Here is an 18,111-nt window from a genome sequence, read left to right on the forward strand (position 1 = left end):
GGGGAAACTTCGGTCCGCGGGATGGCGTTTCGGCTCACTGCAATCTCCTGCTTCGTATTGCTTCCTGTTGCTTCCTATTGCTACGTATCGCTTCATCTCGGCCGGCGACAGGCGCGTCGACGTGCAACCAGTATCGCCGTGCAAACACCCATCACGCTTGAGTCGTATCGCGGAGCAGAATGACGAAATCGGCACAGTGGCCGCAAGGGCTGCGAAAGGCGTTTCGCACTGTGCCGATTTCGTCGCCGTCCTCATCGAAAAGCCACAAGCGGACGGACGCGCGACGGAGGAAGCTATGCTCCTTTCCCCACTTCGGACGGCTCATGATGAAGCGCATTCAGATCATCGATTCGCACACGGGCGGCGAACCCACGCGGCTCGTCGTGTCCGGCTTCCCCTCGCTCGGCAACGGCACGATGGCCGAGCGCCGCGACGTGCTCGCGCGCGAGCACGATCGCTACCGCACCGCGTGCATTCTCGAGCCGCGCGGCAGCGATGTGATGGTCGGCGCGCTGCTGTGCGAACCCGTGTCGCCGGAGGCGGCGGCCGGCGTGATCTTCTTCAACAACAGCGGCTACCTCGGGATGTGCGGGCACGGCACGATTGGCGTCGTGCGCACGCTGCATCACATGGGCCGCATCGAGCCGGGCGTGCACCGCATCGAAACGCCGGTCGGCACCGTCGAGGCGACGCTGCACGACGACCTGTCGGTCAGCGTGCGCAACGTGCTCGCGTATCGCCATGCGAAGGCCGTCGCCGTCGACGTGCCGGGCTACGGCTCCGTGAAGGGCGATATCGCGTGGGGCGGCAACTGGTTCTTCCTGATCAGCGATCACGGCCAGCGCGTGGCCGGCGACAACGTCGCGGCGCTGACCGCCTATTCGTCCGCCGTGCGTGAAGGGCTCGAGCGTGCGGGCATCACCGGCGCGAACGGCGGCGAGATCGACCATATCGAACTGTTCGCGGACGATCCCGAGCACGACAGCCGCAGCTTCGTGCTGTGCCCGGGCCATGCGTACGACCGTTCGCCGTGCGGCACCGGCACGAGCGCGAAGCTCGCCTGCCTCGCGGCCGACGGCAAGCTCGAACCGGGCGTCGTGTGGCGGCAGGCGAGCGTGATCGGCAGCGTGTTCCAGGCAAGCTATGCGCAGGCCGACGGCGGCATCGTGCCGACGATTCGCGGCAGCGCGCACCTCAGCGCGGAAGCGACGTTGCTGATCGAGGAAGACGATCCGTTCGGCTGGGGCATCGTGTCGTGAGCGAGGCCAGGACCGACGTCGTCGTGATCGGCGCCGGCATCGTCGGGGCCGCATCTGCACATGAACTCGCGCAGCGCGGGCTGCGCGTGCTCGTCGTCGACGACGCGAGCGGCGGCGCGACCGGCGCCGGCATGGGACACCTCGTCGCGATGGACGACAACGCGGCCGAGCTCGCGCTGAGCCATTACTCGATCGAGCTGTGGCGTGCGCTGAGCGGCGACATGCCGGAAGGCTGCGCGTACCGCAACTGCGGCACGCTGTGGCTCGCGGCCGATTCCAACGAGATGGACCTCGCGCGCACCAAGCAGGCGACGCTCGCCGCGCATGGCGTCGCGGGCGAGCTGATCGACGCGGCGACGCTCGCGCGGCTGGAGCCGATGCTGCGCGCGGGGCTCGGCGGCGCGCTGAAGATCCCGGGCGATGCGATTCTCTATGCGCCCGTCGCCGCGAGCTGGCTGTTGCAGCGCGCGCCGGGCATCACGTTGCGGCGCGACCGCGCGGTGGCGGTCGACGGCCCGAGCGTCACGCTCGCGAGCGGCGACACGCTGCGCGCGGAACGTGTCGTCGTCGCGAACGGCGTCGCCGCGCGCACGCTGTTGCCCGAATTGCCGCTGCGCCCGAAGAAGGGCCATCTGCTGATCACCGACCGCTACCCGGGCCAGGTGTCGCACCAGCTCGTCGAGCTCGGCTATGCGGCGAGCGCGCACGCGAGCGACGGCACGTCCGTCGCGTTCAACGTGCAACCGCGGCCGACCGGCCAGCTGCTGATCGGCTCATCGCGCCAGTTCGACACGGAAGACGCGCGCATCGAGCCGCCGGTGCTCGCGCGCATGCTGCGCCGTGCGGCCGGCTACCTGCCGGATCTGGCCGACCTGAACGGGATTCGCGCATGGACGGGCTTTCGTTCCGCGAGCCCCGACGGCTTGCCGCTGCTCGGTGAACATCCGGCGCGGCCGGGCGTGTGGCTCGCGGTCGGGCACGAAGGGCTCGGCGTGACGACCGCGCCGGGTAGCGCGCGACTCGTCGCCGCGTTGATGACCGGCGAGCGGCCGCCGATCGATATCGAACCGTATTTGCCGGGACGTTTCCTGACGACGTCCCCCGTAGCCGGAGCGCTGACATGAAACGACCCCCACGCTCACTTCGTTCGCTTGGGGGGGCGCAGTCCCCCCATCTCTCGAAGGCCGATTCCCGTACGTGCAGGGCGGCCCGGCGGAGGCTGACATGATCATTCATCTGGACGGCCGCGCGCTGACGGTGGCCGACGGTGTGACCGTCGCGGCCGCCGTCGCGGCGAGCGGTGACGACACGACGCGCGTGTCGTGCACGCGTGCGGCGCGCGCGCCGTTTTGCGGTATGGGCATCTGCCAGGAGTGCAGGATGACGATCGACGGCCGCCGTCGTCTGGCCTGCCAGACGCTGTGCCGCGACGGGATGCGGGTGGAGCGCACGCGATGAGACAGGAACGACTGAGCGTCGACGTCGCGATCGTCGGCGCGGGGCCGGCCGGGTTGTCGGCCGCGCGGGCCGCCGCACGAAGCGGCGCAACGGTCGCGATCGTCGACGACAACCCGCGCGCGGGCGGACAGATCTGGCGCCAAGCCGCCGCTGCGACGCCGGTGGCGGCCGCGGCGGAACGCCTTGCCGTGCTGCGGCAGCCGAACGTCACGCATCTCGCGGCCACGCGCATCGTCGCCGAAACGCAGCCGGGCACGCTGCTGCTCGAGGACGACGAGCGCGGCTTCCTGCTCGAATTCCGCACGCTGATCGTGTGCTGCGGCGCGCGTGAGTTGCTGCTGCCGTTCCCGGGCTGGACGCTGCCGGGTGTCACCGGCGCGGGCGGCCTGCAGGCGCTGATCAAGTACGGCCTCGACGTGCGCGGGCAGCGCACGGTGATCGCCGGCAGCGGCCCGCTGCTGCTCGCGAGCGCGGCGACGGCCCGACAGGCAGGTGCGCAGGTGTCGCACGTGCTCGAACAGGCGGCATGGGGCGACGTGGCCGGTTTCGGCGCAGGGCTGTGGCGCTGGCCGTCGAAACTCGCGCAGGCCGCGAAGCTCGTCACGGCCGCGTACCGGCCCAATGCCTACGTCGTCGAAGCGTTCGGCGACAAGCGGCTGGAACGCGTGCGGATCAGGCATGGCGAGCGCGAGTTCGACGTCGACTGCGACCGGCTCGCGTGCGGCTTCGGCCTCGTGCCGAACACCGTGCTGCCGAGCCATCTCGGTTGCCGGATCGAGAACGGCGCGGTCGTGGTCGACGCGCACCAGCGCACGAGCCGCGACGGGTATTTCGCCGCGGGCGAGTGCACGGGTGTCGGCGGCAGCGAACTGGCGATGGTCGAAGGCGAGATCGCGGGCTGCGCGGCCACCGGGCAAGTGGCGCCGCTGGCCGCGCTGGTGGCGCGACGCGCGCACTGGCAGGCGTTCGCGGACGCGGTGCGCGAGCGCTTCGCGATCCGCGAGCCGATCCGCCGGCTCGCGCGGCCCGATACGCTGCTGTGCCGTTGCGAGGACGTGCGCTTCGACGCGGTCGCGCCGGCGCCGGGCTGGACGGCCGCGAAGTTGCAGACGCGCTGCGGGATGGGCGCATGCCAGGGCCGCGTGTGCGGCGCGGCCGCGCACGCGCTGTTCGGCTGGACGCCGCCGGTGCCGCGCACGCCGCTCGTGCCCGCGCGGGTCGGTACGCTGATGCTGGACGACACGGTGTCCTGCGACGGCGCCTGACGTGCCATGGCGGGGCGGCCCGGTTCGAGCCGGGCCGTCGGCGCCTTCTGAGGGAAGTCGACGGGCGACGGTGCGAATCTACAATATATAAGTTAATATAATATTGATTCGTTAATCGTGTGCCACCGTCCCCATGAACACCGATCCTTCCGCCGGGCTACCCGAGCCCGACCAGATGCGCGCAGCCGCCGAATCGGCGTGCGCGCTGCTCAAGGTGCTGTCCAATCCAGACCGGTTGCTGCTGCTGTGCGAACTGTCGCAGGGCGAACGCTGCGTGAGCGATCTCGAGGCGCGGCTGGATATTCGCCAGCCGACGCTGTCGCAGCAACTCGGCGTGTTGCGGGACAACGCGCTCGTCCGCACGCGCCGCGAAGGCAAGAACATCCACTATTCGCTAGACAGCCCGGCCGCGATCGCGGTGATGGGCGTGTTGTACGAACAGTTCTGCGGCCCGGCCGCGAAAGGGAAGCGCCATGCAGCTTGATGCGCTTCATTTCACGCCCGGGCTGTCGCTTGCCGGCGGCGTGCTGATCGGGCTGGCGGCCGCGTGGCTCGTCGCGTTCAACGGGCGGATCGCCGGAATCAGCGGCATCGTCGGCGGCCTGTTCCCGGCCGGCGCCGCGGAGCGCGACTGGCGTGCCGCATTCGTCGCCGGGCTGATCGCCGCGCCGCTGATGATGCGCATCGCCGGTGCCGCCGTGACGCCGCAGGTCGATGCAGGCTGGGGCGAATTGCTGGCGGCCGGCCTGCTGGTCGGGATCGGCACGCGCTATGCGGGCGGATGCACGAGCGGTCACGGGGTCTGCGGGCTGTCGCGCGGTGCGACGCGGTCGATCGTCGCGACGGCGGTGTTCATGGTCGCAGGCTTCGCGACCGTATTCGTGCGGCGGCACGCGCTCGGAGGCTGACATGCAGGCAGGATTCGCGTTTCTGGCGGGGCTGTTGTTCAGCGTCGGCCTCATCGTGTCGGGGATGGCCAACCCGCGGAAGGTGCTCGGTTTTCTCGACCTGGCAGGCCGTTGGGATCCGTCGCTCGCGTTCGTGATGGTTGGCGCGATCGGTGTCGCCGTGGTCGCCTTCGCATGGGCGAAGCGCCGCACGCGGTCGTGGCTCGGGCTGCCGATCCAGTGGCCGGCCACCCGGACGATCACCGTACGGCTCGTCGCCGGGAGTGCCGTGTTCGGCATCGGCTGGGGGCTTGCGGGGTTCTGCCCGGGGCCGGCGCTTGTGTCGATCGGTCTGGGGTCGGTCAAGGGCATCGCGTTCGTCGTCGCGATGCTGGTCGGGATGGCATTGTTCGAATGGATCGAGCGTGCGCGGAAGGTGCGGTAACCGAAGATCTCTGCCCGGTTGAATCGGTCCTGCGCGGCGACGGCGCCGGACGCGATCACGCTCGCCGCCGAATGAGGCGATACGGTAGTTGCATGACGATACCGGCGACAGCGCGAGCCATCGCGTCAGGGCTGTTCGCGCACATGCCGCTCGCCGAATGGCCACGCGGCCACCCGCTTCAGCCACGCCCGCCACGCGGCGAACGCCCCGGCCCGGGCCGCGGGTTCCGCAACGGTCGCGTCGACCGGCTTTGCGCCGCTGGCCGTCAACGTCGCGTGACCGGCCGCCTCGATCGTCAGGCATTCGCCCTCGTCGAGCACGCGACGGACGTAGTGCGGCGCATCAGGCAGCCAGTCGAGCCCGCCGTGGCGCAGCGTGACCGCGAGCGCGCCGTCGAGCACGATGACCTGGCTGCCCTTGTCGAACCACGCAAAGTGGCTTTGCCCGGCGTCGAGCCGGATGTCTTGTGTTCGCATGGCGAGTCCCTTTCCCGGTTGCGCAGCCCCGCGACGGCGGGGCGACAGCGTGCAATCAGGTTAGGGAAACGCGCGCGGGCCGGACAGATTCAGGGGACGGGAATCTGTTACGGTGCAGGCAGCGATTTTGGCCTGCTGTATCGGTGGGTTTTCCCCGAATCTGTATCTGGCGTGCGCCAGGGCGCGCGGGCACGATGACCCGCATGACATCCCTCACCGACGCGCCCCGCACGCCTTTGCCGATGGCCGGCGAGCCGCTGTACGAACGACTCGCCGAGCATTACCGCCGCATCATCGCGGCCGGCACGCTGTCGCCCGGCGACCGGATGCCGTCGGTGCGCGGATTCATGGCGCAGCACGGCGTGAGCCTGTCGACCGCGATCCAGGCGTTCCGGCGGCTCGAGGATACGGGCTGGTGCGAAGCAAGGCCGCGCTCGGGCTATTTCGTGCGGCGGCGCGCGGCGGCCGCGCTCGCAACGCTGCCGGAGTGCGACGGGCCGCCGCTGAGCGTCGAGCCGCCATTCGCGGGGCTGCACGAACGCGTGTCGCGCGTGATCGATCGCGCGAACGCATCTCCCGATGCGTTGAATCTTGGCGGCGCGTCCGCGCTGGCGACGCTGTATCCGGCCGAGCGCCTGCAGGCGCTGGCGATCCGGCTGCTGCGGCGCAAGCCGACGCTGTTGACCGACGCGGGGCCGGTTGGCGGGTCGCCCGAATTCCGCCAGACGATGGCCAAGCGTGCGCTGTCGTACGGCGTGACCGTGTCGCCGGACGACGTGATGTCGACGAGCGGTGGCGTCGATGCGGTGAATCTCGCGCTGCGCGCGGTGGCGCGCCCCGGCGACACGATCGCGATCGAATCGCCGGCCTTTTTCGGCTTGATCCAGCTGCTCGAAAGCCTTGGCCTGCGTGCGCTCGAGATTCCGGCCAGCCCGACGACCGGGCTGTCGATCGAAGCGCTCGACGTGGCGCTGACCGCATACCCGGACATTCGGGCGGTGGTCGTCGTGCCGAACCTCCAGAACCCGCTCGGCAGCGTGATGCCCGACGAGCGCAAGGCCGCGCTGGTCGCGCTGTGCTCGCGCCGCGGCGTGGCCGTGATCGAGGACGAGCCGTATCGCGAACTCGTCGAAGCGTCGCACACGGTGAAGCCGGTAAAGGCATGGGACCGCGACGGCACGGTGATCTACTGCCCGTCGTTCAACAAGGTGCTGGCGCCCGGGATGCGGCTCGGCTGGATGAGTGCAGGCCGCTGGCACGCGCGCGTGAAGATGCTCAAGTTCGCGCACAGCCGGCACAACGCCGCGTTGCTGCAGGCCGTCGCGGCCGAATTCGTCGGCTCGGGCGCGTTCGATCGCCACCTCCGCCGATTTCGCGAACAGCTTCGTGTGCAGCGCGACGTGACGATCGATGCGATCGCGCGTCATTTTCCGGCCGGCACGCGGATGAACCGACCGCCGGGCGGCATGCTGCTGTGGATCGCGCTGCCGGACGGCGTGCGTTCCGAAGCATTGTTCGATGCGGCGCTGGCACGTGGAGTAAGGATCGCGCCCGGCTCGATCTTCTCGAATTCCGACCGCTTCGATGCCTATATCCGGCTTGGGTGCACGCGGGTATTCGACTCGGCTCACGAAGCGGCCATCGAAACGCTCGGCCAGCTGATACGCGACGCGGCTGCCGCCGCGTAAGCGGGCCGGCTTTCGGCCGAGCCGGGATGCCGGCTACCGGGCTCGGCTGGCGTGACGGCGGCACGGGCCGGCCGATCCGGCACGCCGCGCTCACCGCGGCTGGCCGCCGCGCCATCACGCGCCGACGATACGATTTCGGCGATTTCATCGGCCGACCGTATGCGCAGCGAGGTGCTGACGAATCAGTGACAGGTAGCGATCGCCGACGGAGAAGTCGCGCGCGGCACGCGGCCGTTCCGCCTGGCGCAGCGTGGCGGGCGCGCTCATGCCGAGGTATCGGCATAACGCGGACGGAAACGGCTTGCGTGTCGCCCCAAGCTGGCGCGCCGCGCGCTCGACGCGGGCGTCGCCGACCTGCGCACGCAGCCATGCCAGCACTTGGCGATCGGTGTCGTTGACGATACGGACCAGATGTTCCATCGCGCACCTCACTGTTCATAAATACAGTACTGTAAATATAACCAGTATATGAGGCGGCCGCAAGCGGCACGCATGCGCTTGGCCGTTCGGCCAGGGTCAGCGCGCCGGCGCGGCCAGGCGGGCGGCCGGGGCTCCGGTGGTCCGGGCGACAGGCGCTGCGGGTGAGGCGGCCGGGGCGGGCGGAACGAGATTCGCGTAGCGCGCGTCGGTCAGCGTGCCGAGGAACGCGACGATGTCGTCGATTTCGGCGTCGGTCAGCGCGGGCGGCGTGCCCGGACGGCGGTTCATCGGCGTCGAATTGACGTTGATGTTGCCGCGATACGCGGCCGGCACGTCGTCGAACGTTCTGGCGCCGTGATACCAGTGGCGCGGATCGGTCGAGCGCGTGTTGTAGAACGCGACCGCATCGCGCAGCGTCGTGAACACGCCGTTGTGCATGAACGTCTGCTTGATCGCGACGTTGCGCAGCCCCGGCGTGCGCAGGTAGCCGCACCATTGCGTCGGTTCGGGCCAGCGCAGCCGCGCGGCCGTGTCGCACAGGCCGTTGTCGAAATGGCGCGGATCGCGGTTCGCGGGCAGCGCGCGATTGCGCGGCACGGCGATCGCGTCGTAGCCGAAATCGGTGAAGAGCGAGCGCTCCGGCCGGTTCGACGTCTCCGACAGCGTGTGGCAGCTCATGCAGTTGCCCTTGTCGGGATTGCGGAACAGCGCCAGACCGCGCATCTCGGCCGGCGCGAGCGGCTTGCGGGTGCGCAGGAATGCGTCGAAGCGCGACGTGAACGGCGCCATGTCATCGCTCTGCAGATAGGCCTCGACGGCCGACCCGAGCGCGCGCACCAGCTGCTCGGGATCGCGCCGCACCGACGCGCCGAAGCGGGCGGCCAGATCGCCCGCCAGTTCGGTGCCGTCGACCTTGCGCAGCAGTGCGGCCGGCGACCGGTTGTTCATCTCGTTCGGATCGAACAGCGGCCCGCGGATCTGTTCGGCGAGCGTGTCGGCGCGGCCGTCGCTGAAGAGGCCTCCGAACGGCGACGGCGCGGGCGCATCGTCGTCCTGGTAGAAGTGTCGGCGCGGCACGTAGCGCACGTAGAGGAGCGACGGCGCATTGCGCTGGCTGAAACGTCCGTGGCGGCTGCCTTCCGGCACGCCGGGCCCCGCGAGCGAACCGGCCGACAGCGTCGGCGCGAATGCACGCGCCGGATCGTGGCAGCCCGCGCACGACATGCCGCGTGGCTCGGACAGCCGCGGATCGAAGAAGATCCGGCGGCCGAGCGCGACGAGCGTCGGGTCGGGCGCGAAGCGGGCGGTCGCCGCGTCGATCTTGCCGGTCACCTGCGGCGTGCCGTTGCCGATCGTGTCGACGACGCGCGACGGCGGGGCGCCGGGGAGCAAGATCGTTTCGGCCGGCGCGGCGTGAGCCGCGAGCGCCGCGCCGGCGAGCACGGCGGCGGCAAGTAGGCGTACCGTGCGGGCGGTGCCGGCGACCGACGCCGAAGCGAAAGCCGAACGCGCGGCACAGGCGGCCAATGAAACAGAAGCGCAAACCGAACGCCCGGCGCCCGCGGCCGACAAAACCCGCCGCTTCCCCGATCCGCCCATCCGTCGCCGGCGGCCGCCCGAATCCGTCGACCCCGTCAAACCATCCTGCAATCGAACTTCGTCGGTCACGGCGTGATGAACCCCGTCTTGTCGCAGGCGAGCGTCGTGCCCGACTGGTCGCACGACGCGAGCAGCTTGCCCGCCGCCGAATACGCACGGAACACCCAGCCCGTCGCCGGCGCCGCGCGCCGCTCCATGATCAGGAAGCCGAAGCTGTTGTTGTGCGACAGCCGCTCGATCACGGCGCCTGGCGCGGGCGTCAGGCCGGCCGGGAACGGGTCGGGCAGCGCGACGTCGAGGTTGTCGCCGCCGTTGCCGGACACGATCGTCGCCGGATGTCCGGACGAGAAGTTGATCGCCTGGAAGTCGTGCACGTGCCCGTGCAGCGCGACGTGGACGCCGGGCGGGTAGTACGCCTGCGCGTTCAGGCTCGACATCACCGACTGCAGCGCCAGGTTGCCCGGCGCGGGCGTGCTGCCGGCGATCGGCGCGAACGCGAGGATCGGATGGTGGTTCGTGAAGATCGTCGTCGTGATGCCGGCCTTCGACGCGAGCGACGCGACCGTCTGGAACTGCTTCTGGTAGATCCGGAATTGCGCGTCGGTCGTCTTCAGCGGATTGCGGCCGACCTTCGCGGTGTCGAACACGATCACCTGCGAGCCGCCGCCGAGCGACACCGCATAGGGATCCGAGTAATTCGCGTCGTTGTCGTTGGCCGGATCGTTGCACGAACGGCCCGCCGAATACGGGCGCGGATCGAGGAAGCGGTACCAGCCCTGGCCGGCCCGCGCGCATTCCTCGTGGTTGCCGCGCACGACCACCCATGGCGCCTTCGCGAACAGCGGCGCGGCGGGGCGGAACAGGTCGGCCTGCCACGTATCCCAGCCATAGCCCCACGGGCTGTCCTTGCAACCGGCGATGTCGGGCGGGCACGCGTTCTCGCGATAGTGATAGTCGCCAACATGCAGCACGAGATCCGGCGACAGCTTCGCGACGCTCGCCGCGATCGTATCGAACGGCCAGACCGTCGCGTCGTTGCACGCCTGCCATGCGTTGTCGGCCTTCTTCATCCGGCAGCCGGTGTCGGCGATGATCGCGATGCGCTGCGGCTGCGCTTTCGGCAGCGGCAGCGCGCGGCCCGCGACGCTCGCCGTCTGCGCATCGGCCGGCAGCGTCGTTTCGCACACCGACACCGGGAAGCTCGACGGTTTCGAGTCGGCCGGGTCGCTGGCGGTCGGGCGCTGCGCGACGGTCGAGGCGCCGGCGCGCAGCGTCATGCGCGACAGCTTGCCGTCGACGGACAATTGCGGGCACAGCGGATCGCTCGCGGAAGCCGGGCTGTAGTTCGTGATCACGCGCGCGATCGCCTGGTTCGTATCGCCGATCTCGACCCATGCGGCCTGGACGTTGATCGCGGCGGTGGCCGGGTCGGCGGGCGTATCGATGTGGTTCGAGCACGCGGACAGCGCCGCGAGGGCAACAAGCGGAGCGCAACGCACGAACAGTGCGCGAGAGAGGAGTCGTCGCATGGGAGGCACCGTAGGAAAGCCGTCAACGATACGCAGCGTGAATGTAAGAAATGTGAAACGCGCGGTGCGAGAAGCGGCCGGCGCGCGAGTGGTGCCGCGGTCGCGGGCTTGACCTCAAGCCGGCTTGAAGCAGCATAGTGTGCATCACGGTCAACGAGGCAGGAAAAAGGAGAATCGACGATGGAAGACAACCGGGCAAACGAAGCGCAGTCTGCGCTGTGGAACGGCCCGTCGGGGCTTGCGTGGGTCGACGCGCAGCGCTCGCTCGACCGGATGTTCGAGCCGTTCGAGACACTGCTTGGGGATCCGGCGGTGGCGGCGTCGGCTCGCCGCGTGCTCGACGTCGGCTGCGGCACCGGCGCGGTGACGCTCGCGATCGCACGGCGGCTGGGCGCGCGTGCGCACTGTACGGGCGTCGACATCTCGGCGCGGATGATCGCCGCCGCACAGGCACGCGCCGAGCGCGAGGGCCTCGCCGCCAGCTTCGTGCTTGCGGATGCGCAGACGCATGCGTTCGCGCCGGATCAGTTCGACCTGATCGTGTCGCGCTTCGGCGTGATGTTCTTCGACGATCCGGTGCGCGCGTTCGCGAACCTGCGGCATGCGGCACGCGCGAACGCGCAACTGCGATTCGTCGCATGGCGCAGCGCCGCCGACAATCCGTTCATGACGACGGCCGAGCGCGTCGCGGCGCCCTTGCTGCCGAACCTGCCGGCGCGGCAGCCGGGCGCACCGGGACAATTCGCGTTCGGCGACCGGCAGCGCATCGCGTCGGTGTTGTCGGACAGCGGCTGGGCCGATATCGTGATCGAGCCGATCGACGTCGCGTGTGCGTTGCCGGCGTCCGCGCTGGACGACTACGTCGCCCGACTGGGGCCGGTCGGGCTCGCGCTCCGGCAGGCGGATGATGCGACGCGTCGACGGGTGATCGAGACGGTTCGCGCCGCGTTCGAGCAATACGTGCAGGGCGCGGATGTACGCTTCGACGCGGCGTGCTGGCTCGTCGCGGCGCGGGCGCCGTCCGCATGACGCTTCGGTTTCCGTAGAAGGCGGCGTGCCGACGTTCGGCACGCGCGTTGCCGTGCACCCGTGACAAAGCCGGGCCGCGCAAGGCCGGTGTCAGCTGCGCCTCGCACGCAACATCAGCCATGCGCAGCCGGCCGCAACCAGCGCGAGCCCGAGCAACACCGCCTCGACGCCGAGCGCGAAACCCGGCGGCATCTCGCCGCTGTTCGGTATCGGTGACAGGTTCGCGGTCATCGCGATGGCGCCGCCGGCCAGCAGGGCGATGCAGGCGATCCAGTAGAGCTTGCCGCGCGGCGCGGCGGTGCGAATCCGCCACAACGCGAGACCGACGCCGCCGAAGTAAAGCAGCGCGAGCGTCGCGAGTGCGATGACGTCGCCAGTGCGATCGTGCACGAGGCCGCTCATTGCGCGGCTCCGTCGATCGTCGCGCACGGGCGAGACGGGGCGAGCGCGGCGTGGCCGACCTTTGGCTCGAGCGGGGAAGGTGGCGGGAGGCGGGATTCCGGCATGGCTGGCATCCAGTTGTGGGCGCAACGAAGCGCGACGCCGTCCGGCCGCGCTTGTCGCGCGCCGGACCCTGATACGGCGTGCGTCGAGTGTACCGCGGTGTCAGGGCTGCACGAAGGGTCGTGCAGGAATCAACCTGACGGATTGTAAGCGATCGGCTCGCATGCGAAAACCGCCCGGGCTGCGCGGCAGGCTGACAACCCGGACGACGCACCGGCATGCGCATTGTCCGGGCCGCAAGCGGACGATGCGCCGCCGCGAACATTCAGAACGTAACGGCGATCCCGGCCATGCCGACGAACTGGCCGTGCGTCGTCGACGGCGTGAGCTGTTGCGAATCGCCGACGATCGGTGCCGCGTCGACGATATGGCCGGCGCCTTGCGCGCCGAGCGTCTGCCCGCTCGCATGCGTATACGCCTGCAGCGCATAGAGCGTCGTGCGCTTCGACAGGCTGTACGACTCCTTCAGCGAATACTGCTGGTAGCGGGCCGCGCCGGACACGCCGTTCGCCTTCGACGCGAGCGTGTAAGCGAACGCGCCGGCCACCGAGAAGGTAGGCGTGAAGCGGTACGCGGCGAGCGCGCCGTAGGTATTGAACACGGCCGTATCCGTGAACGCGGAGCCGTTGCCGGGCAGGTACTTCACGTTCGAGTAGTTCAGGCCCATCGTCAGGTTGCCGAGCGTGGTGTTGCCGGCCGCCGCGACCTGCTCGACGGCCTTCGCGCTTAGATAGCCCTGGTTCAGCACGGATACCGCGAAGCTGCCCGACGCCGCGGTCGCCGGATTCAGGAAGCCGGCCGACGAACCCGAGCTATTGATGCGCAGGTAGCCGGCCGCGATCCCGACCGGCCCGTTCGCATAGCGCAGCGCGGCGCTGAACGTGTTGCCCTTGCCGGTCGCACCGGCGATGCCGCCGAACGCATACATCGCGCTCGCGGTCAGCCCGGAGAGGGTCGGCGACGTATAGGTAACCGAATTGTTCACGCGGATCGTCGTGTCGAGGCCGTCGATATCGCCCGGATGCGCGCCGGTCGCGCCGGTCAGCCAGCTGCTCGACGCGTACGGTCCGACCAGCAGGAAGTACGGCGTGTACTGGCGGCCGGCCGTCACCGTGCCGTAATGGTCGTTGCGCAGCCCGACGTAGGCCTGGCGGTTGAAGATCGTGCCGGCGGCCGCTTGCGCGCCGGTGTTCAGGTTGAAGCCGGATTGCAGATCGAAGATCGCGTGCGTGCCGCCGCCGAGATCCTCGTCGCCGCGCAGCCCGAACTTCGACGCATACAGGTTGCCGTCGCGCAGGTACACGTTCGAGTGGCCTTGCTGGTTGTTCACGTACGCAATCGAATCGTCGACCACGCCGTACAGCGTCACGCTGCTCTGCGCATGGGCCGCGCCAGCGCCGAACGATGCGGCCGATAAAATCAGGATTGCAAAACGATAGTGCGGTAGGTGCGGTGCATTCATCGTCTATCTCCATGTCTCTTCAACGCGGGAGGCTGGGTGGCCTCCTCTTTGGTGGGTGGCGGGCCGCGGGTACGGCCCGCCCGATCAGGGTTTCAAGTTCGCGCCGCCTTGCGCGATCAGTCGACGAGCGCCACGACGATGCGACGCCACGCGCCGTCGCGCGCATCGTGCTCGACGCGCGCGCCGCGCACCGCAAGCGCGCCTTGCAGCGACGCCGGCAGCAGGATCTCGACGTGCTCGGCGGGGCGGTGCATGCGGCCTTCCCAGCGGACCGACACGCCGAGTTCACCCGATGCCTCGCGTCCGGTCTCGATGCGCCACAGCCCGTATTCGCCGTCGCGCCACGCTTCCGTTTCGCCGTCGTCCTCGACGCATTCGCCGTACGCAACACCGTCCTCGATGCGCGGCGCGACGATGAAGCCGCGCGTGTCGGCGCGTGCGCCGAACCGCTGGGCGGCGACGTTCAGCGGCAGCACGCGGCCTTCGCGCAATAGCATCACCGGCGTGTCGAGCGGCGCAGGCAGCGTCACGCTCGCACCGCCGTCGAACGACCGCGCGCTCACACAGCACATCCAGCGCGCACCGGACGGCAGGTAGACCGTGCGCTCCGTGCGGCCCGCGTCGACGACCGGCGCCACCAGCAGCGCGTCGCCGAGCATCATGTCGTCGCATTCGTCGTAGCAGCGCGGGTCGCCGGGGAAATCGCCGAAGGTCGGCCGCAGCACGGGCTCGTAGCGCGTGGTCGACAGCCACAGCAGGTGGTAGAGGTAGGGCAGCAGCCGGTAGCGCTGCTTGATCAGCGACGCGATCTGCGCGGTGATCTCGGGATACATCCACGGTTCGTTGACGGTGCCGTCGTCGTTCCACGAATGGATGCTGAAGCGCGGCATGAAGATGCCGAACTGCACCCAGCGCAACAGCAGCTCGGGCGACGGCGCGGGGCCGGAGAAGCCGCCGATGTCGTGACCGATGTTCGACACGCCGGACAACGCGAGCCCGAGGCCCATCTTCAGGTTGTAGCGCAGCGTTTCCCACGACGTGTAGTTGTCGCCGGACCAGGTCTGCACATAGCGCTGCATGCCTGCGCCGCCCGAGCGCGACACGAGGAACGGCCGCCGCGCCGGCGCATGCGCGCGCTGCGCGTCGCGCGACGCACGCATCATCAGCATCGTCTGCAGCACCTTCGCCTCGCGCGCGGGAAACGGCTGGCCGAAGCCGTGCGCGATCGCGTCGGGCGACCAGATCTCGTATTCGTTGTTGTCGTTCCACGTCGACTCGATCCCGTAGTCGAGCAGCGCCGACGTGACCTGCTCGCGCCACCAGCGGTACGCGTCCGGCTGCGTGAAGTCGATATACGCACCGACTTCGTCCCAGAACTGCACCCACGCCGGTTCGCCCGACGCCGAGCGGATCAGCAGCCCGCGCCGCGCCGCGTCGTCGAATGCGGGGTGGTCGCGCAGCAGGCACGGCTTGATGTTCGCGCACAGCCGGATGCCGTGGTCGCGGTAGTGCTTCACGAAACCCTTCGCGTCGGGAAACTTCTCGCGGTTCCAGTTGAACACGTAGCGCTTCGCGCCGATCGACGTATAGCCCGACGACAGGTGGAACGAGTCGCACAGGATGTCGTGCGCGTCGCACTGCTCGACGAACTGGTTCATCTGCCGCTGCGCGTCCGGTGCATCGGTGTAGCTCATGGTCGAGCCCGAATAGCCGAGCCCCCATTTCGGCGTGCGCGCGGGGCGCCCGGTGAGCCACGTGAAGCGCCGCGCGGCCGTGAGCGGCGTGTCGGGCGACGCGATGAAGTAGTAGTCGAGATCACCGTGCTCGGCGACGAAGTAGCGGTACAGCCCGTGGTAGTTGTCGAGCTCGCGGCCCATGTCGAACGCGCAATCCGACAGCGTGTCGTAAAACAGCCCGAAGCCCTGGCATGCGTCGGGCGACCACGTGATGGTGAACGGGATGTGCTTGTACAGCGGATCCGTGTGCTTCGCGCTGTAGCCCATCGCGTCGATGTTGCGCATCTCGAAGCGTGCACCGGTGCGGTCGAGCTCGCCCGCGCGTTCGCCGAGACCGAACACCTTGTCGCCGCGCTCGCGTGCGACGTAGTGGTAGGCGCGGTCGTCCCACCAGCCGAAGTTGTAGGCCTGCGTCGCGCGGTCGGCGAGCACGACGCGCCACGCGCCGTCCACACCGCGCATCGACCACGTGCAATGGCCGCCTTGCCGTCGCACGGCGAGTCGAACCTGCGCGGTTTCGATGCGCACGTCGAGGTCGTCTTCGACGAAGTCGTAGGCCGGCAGCGTGAAGCCGCTCAGGTCGAGACGGTCGCGCCCGTCGAGCGGCACGTCGTCTAGGCCCGGCGCGATCGTCCATGTGCGCGGAGTGCGCGGCGTCGCGTCGGGCAGCACGCGCACGCGCACGATGTCGTCCTCGAGCACGAAGATTTCGAGGGTCGCGCCCGCGTCGGACGCGAGCAGCACGCGGTTCGCCTGCCGGTCGGCGACGCGGAACACGGGCGGATGAAGAAGCGAAGTCATGAAGGCGATTCCTGGTGAGAACGGATGTCAGGCATGCTGAGCGAGCAGGCGTTCCTGCTTCGACTGCCCGCGGATCAGCACCGCGAGCAGCGTGACGCCGATGATGTCGAACAGGCCGAGGCACGCGAACAGCGGCGCGTAGCCGATCTTGTCGGCGAGCGCGCCGACCAGCAGCGAGAAGCCGAGCCCGCCGATCCACGCGGCCATTCCCGCGAAGCCGCTGGCGGTGCCGACTTCCTCGGAATCGAACACATCGGCCGACAGCGTGTTGACGAGTGCGGAGATCATCTGGTGCGCGAAACCGCCGACGCAGAACAGCGCAATGGCCGTGTACGGCGACGACACGAGCCCGATCGTCGCCGGCCCGAGCATCAGCACCGCGCCGAGCGCGACGCCCGCGACCCGCGACCACACGAGCGGCAGACTGAACCGTTTCGCGAGGTAGGGCGACAGGTAGCCGCCGGCGATGCCGCCGAGGTCTGCCGCGAGGAACGGCATCCACGCGAAGATCGCGATCTCCGTGAGCGCCATGTGGCGTTCGGTCGCGAGATACAGCGGAATCCAGAAGCTGAAGGTCTGCCACGCGGGTTCCGCGAAGAAGCGCGGCAGCGCGATCGCCCAGAAGCGGCGCGCGGTGACGACGTCGCGAATCCGGCGCTTCGACACGGCCGGCATCCTGGCCTGGCCGTCACCGATCAGCGTGCGCTCCTGCGACGTGATGCGCGGATGCTCGGCCGGCGACCGGTACTGCGTGTACCAGAGCACGGCCCACGCGAAGCCGAGCGCGCCGGTTACCATGAACGCGGATTGCCAGCCGAACCGCATCGACAGGAACACGACGAGCGGCGGCGCGATCGCGGCGCCGAGCGACGTGCCCGCGTTGAAGTAGCCGACCGCGACGGATTTCTCGCGATCGGGAAACCATTCGGCGACGGCCTTCATCCCCGACGGAATCGCCGCGGCCTCGAACAGCCCGAGCAGGCCGCGCAGGATGCCGAGCGACAGCCAGCCGGACGCGAAACCATGCGCGACGCCGACCACCGACCACAGCATCGCGAACAGCGCGAAGCCGAGCCGCAGCCCGATCAGGTCGACGATGAATCCGCACACCGGCTGCATGATCGTGTAGCCGATCTGGAACGCGCCGACGATGTACGAGTACTGCTGCGTCGAGATCGCGAACACGTGCTTCAGTTCCGGTGCGAGCACCGCGAGGGAATTTCGTGCGAGATAGTTGAGGATCGTGCCCAGACATACCAGCACGATGATCCACCAGCGCAACGCCTTGACTGTCTTCACTGCTGTCTCCTGATTCATGCAAATCCGCCCGGCTGGGGCGCCTTGCTCAGTCTTATTCGTACGATGTCCGATCTTCGCGGCTGCCGATTTGCCTGCTTCCTTGGCGACAGGGTCGTGTTCGCTCGAACATCCGCCTGCAATCGAAAGCTACGTTATCTGACGACTGATCATTTTCGAACATCCTATGTTCGAATTCGAATCCGGTCAACGTGAATCTGCATTCGAACGAACCTGCTCGGGGTTTTCCCGAGCGG

Annotated in this window: 17 protein-coding genes; 9 read left to right on the top strand and 8 right to left on the bottom strand. The window is 69.1% G+C overall.

Annotated elements, in window-relative coordinates; genetic code table 11:
- Positions 1 to 326: 326 nt before the first annotated feature.
- From ACP26O_RS27270 to ACP26O_RS27300, 7 genes are all read left to right on the top strand, one after another.
- Positions 327 to 1,259, top strand: a complete 933-nt coding sequence (locus tag ACP26O_RS27270; RefSeq protein WP_138850182.1) for a 4-hydroxyproline epimerase — start codon at positions 327 to 329, stop codon at positions 1,257 to 1,259.
- Positions 1,256 to 2,383, top strand: a complete 1,128-nt coding sequence (locus ACP26O_RS27275; protein WP_175662931.1) for an NAD(P)/FAD-dependent oxidoreductase — start codon at positions 1,256 to 1,258, stop codon at positions 2,381 to 2,383. Before ACP26O_RS27270 ends, ACP26O_RS27275 begins: the two co-directional genes overlap by 4 nt.
- A gap of 100 nt (positions 2,384 to 2,483) precedes the next feature.
- Entirely contained in the window at positions 2,484 to 2,717 is a 234-nt protein-coding gene (locus ACP26O_RS27280; protein WP_175662930.1) for a 2Fe-2S iron-sulfur cluster-binding protein, read from the top strand.
- Complete coding sequence (locus ACP26O_RS27285; RefSeq protein ID WP_175662929.1) at positions 2,714 to 3,982, top strand: NAD(P)/FAD-dependent oxidoreductase; 1,269 nt, start codon at positions 2,714 to 2,716, stop codon at positions 3,980 to 3,982. The genes ACP26O_RS27280 and ACP26O_RS27285 overlap by 4 nt, the downstream gene beginning before the upstream one ends.
- Before the next feature lie 133 nt (positions 3,983 to 4,115).
- Complete coding sequence (locus ACP26O_RS27290; RefSeq protein WP_006751221.1) at positions 4,116 to 4,466, top strand: ArsR/SmtB family transcription factor; 351 nt, start codon at positions 4,116 to 4,118, stop codon at positions 4,464 to 4,466.
- A complete protein-coding gene (locus ACP26O_RS27295; protein WP_175662928.1) occupies positions 4,456 to 4,890 on the top strand; it encodes a YeeE/YedE family protein in 435 nt (144 codons plus the stop codon). Before ACP26O_RS27290 ends, ACP26O_RS27295 begins: the two co-directional genes overlap by 11 nt.
- Position 4,891: 1 nt before the next feature.
- Positions 4,892 to 5,314 carry a DUF6691 family protein gene (locus ACP26O_RS27300; RefSeq protein WP_175654950.1) on the top strand — a complete coding sequence of 141 codons (423 nt, stop codon included), beginning with the start codon at positions 4,892 to 4,894 and terminating at the stop codon, positions 5,312 to 5,314.
- A gap of 125 nt (positions 5,315 to 5,439) precedes the next feature.
- Here ACP26O_RS27300 and ACP26O_RS27305 read toward each other — a convergent pair whose 3' ends face one another.
- Positions 5,440 to 5,790 (bottom strand): hypothetical protein, encoded by a 351-nt coding sequence (locus tag ACP26O_RS27305; protein ID WP_175662927.1) that lies wholly within the window; start codon positions 5,788 to 5,790, stop codon positions 5,440 to 5,442.
- A gap of 194 nt (positions 5,791 to 5,984) precedes the next feature.
- On the opposite strand from ACP26O_RS27305, the gene ACP26O_RS27310 reads away from it, so the two are divergent.
- Positions 5,985 to 7,478, top strand: a complete 1,494-nt coding sequence (locus ACP26O_RS27310; RefSeq protein ID WP_425100524.1) for a PLP-dependent aminotransferase family protein — start codon at positions 5,985 to 5,987, stop codon at positions 7,476 to 7,478.
- A gap of 144 nt (positions 7,479 to 7,622) precedes the next feature.
- On the opposite strand, the gene ACP26O_RS27315 is transcribed toward ACP26O_RS27310, so the two are convergent.
- The 3 genes from ACP26O_RS27315 to ACP26O_RS27325 form a co-directional block, all read right to left on the bottom strand.
- On the bottom strand, positions 7,623 to 7,898 hold the full coding sequence (locus ACP26O_RS27315; RefSeq protein ID WP_006761733.1) for a hypothetical protein: 276 nt from the start codon (positions 7,896 to 7,898) through the stop codon (positions 7,623 to 7,625).
- Between the two features lie 96 nt (positions 7,899 to 7,994).
- Positions 7,995 to 9,536, bottom strand: a complete 1,542-nt coding sequence (locus ACP26O_RS27320) for a cytochrome-c peroxidase (protein ID WP_425100522.1) — start codon at positions 9,534 to 9,536, stop codon at positions 7,995 to 7,997.
- A 26-nt stretch (positions 9,537 to 9,562) separates the two neighbouring features.
- Entirely contained in the window at positions 9,563 to 11,026 is a 1,464-nt protein-coding gene (locus ACP26O_RS27325; RefSeq protein ID WP_175662925.1) for a metallophosphoesterase family protein, read from the bottom strand.
- A gap of 180 nt (positions 11,027 to 11,206) precedes the next feature.
- On the opposite strand from ACP26O_RS27325, the gene ACP26O_RS27330 reads away from it, so the two are divergent.
- Positions 11,207 to 12,055, top strand: a complete 849-nt coding sequence (locus tag ACP26O_RS27330) for a class I SAM-dependent methyltransferase (protein WP_175662924.1) — start codon at positions 11,207 to 11,209, stop codon at positions 12,053 to 12,055.
- Positions 12,056 to 12,145: 90 nt separating this feature from the next.
- Here the strand turns inward: ACP26O_RS27330 and ACP26O_RS27335 are convergent, their stop codons facing one another.
- From ACP26O_RS27335 to ACP26O_RS27350, 4 genes are all read right to left on the bottom strand, one after another.
- Positions 12,146 to 12,457, bottom strand: a complete 312-nt coding sequence (locus ACP26O_RS27335; RefSeq protein ID WP_105832692.1) for a hypothetical protein — start codon at positions 12,455 to 12,457, stop codon at positions 12,146 to 12,148.
- 367 nt (positions 12,458 to 12,824) lie between these two features.
- Positions 12,825 to 14,021, bottom strand: a complete 1,197-nt coding sequence (locus tag ACP26O_RS27340) for a porin (RefSeq protein WP_175662923.1) — start codon at positions 14,019 to 14,021, stop codon at positions 12,825 to 12,827.
- A gap of 116 nt (positions 14,022 to 14,137) precedes the next feature.
- Entirely contained in the window at positions 14,138 to 16,558 is a 2,421-nt protein-coding gene (locus ACP26O_RS27345) for a glycoside hydrolase family 31 protein (protein ID WP_175662922.1), read from the bottom strand.
- A gap of 27 nt (positions 16,559 to 16,585) precedes the next feature.
- Entirely contained in the window at positions 16,586 to 17,857 is a 1,272-nt protein-coding gene (locus tag ACP26O_RS27350) for an MFS transporter (RefSeq protein WP_175662921.1), read from the bottom strand.
- Positions 17,858 to 18,111: the final 254 nt, after the last annotated feature.

Origin of the sequence: Burkholderia sp. R-40 (assembly GCF_049942845.1) — a bacterium.
In the GTDB taxonomy this organism is placed as follows: Bacteria; Pseudomonadota; Gammaproteobacteria; order Burkholderiales; family Burkholderiaceae; genus Burkholderia; species Burkholderia ambifaria.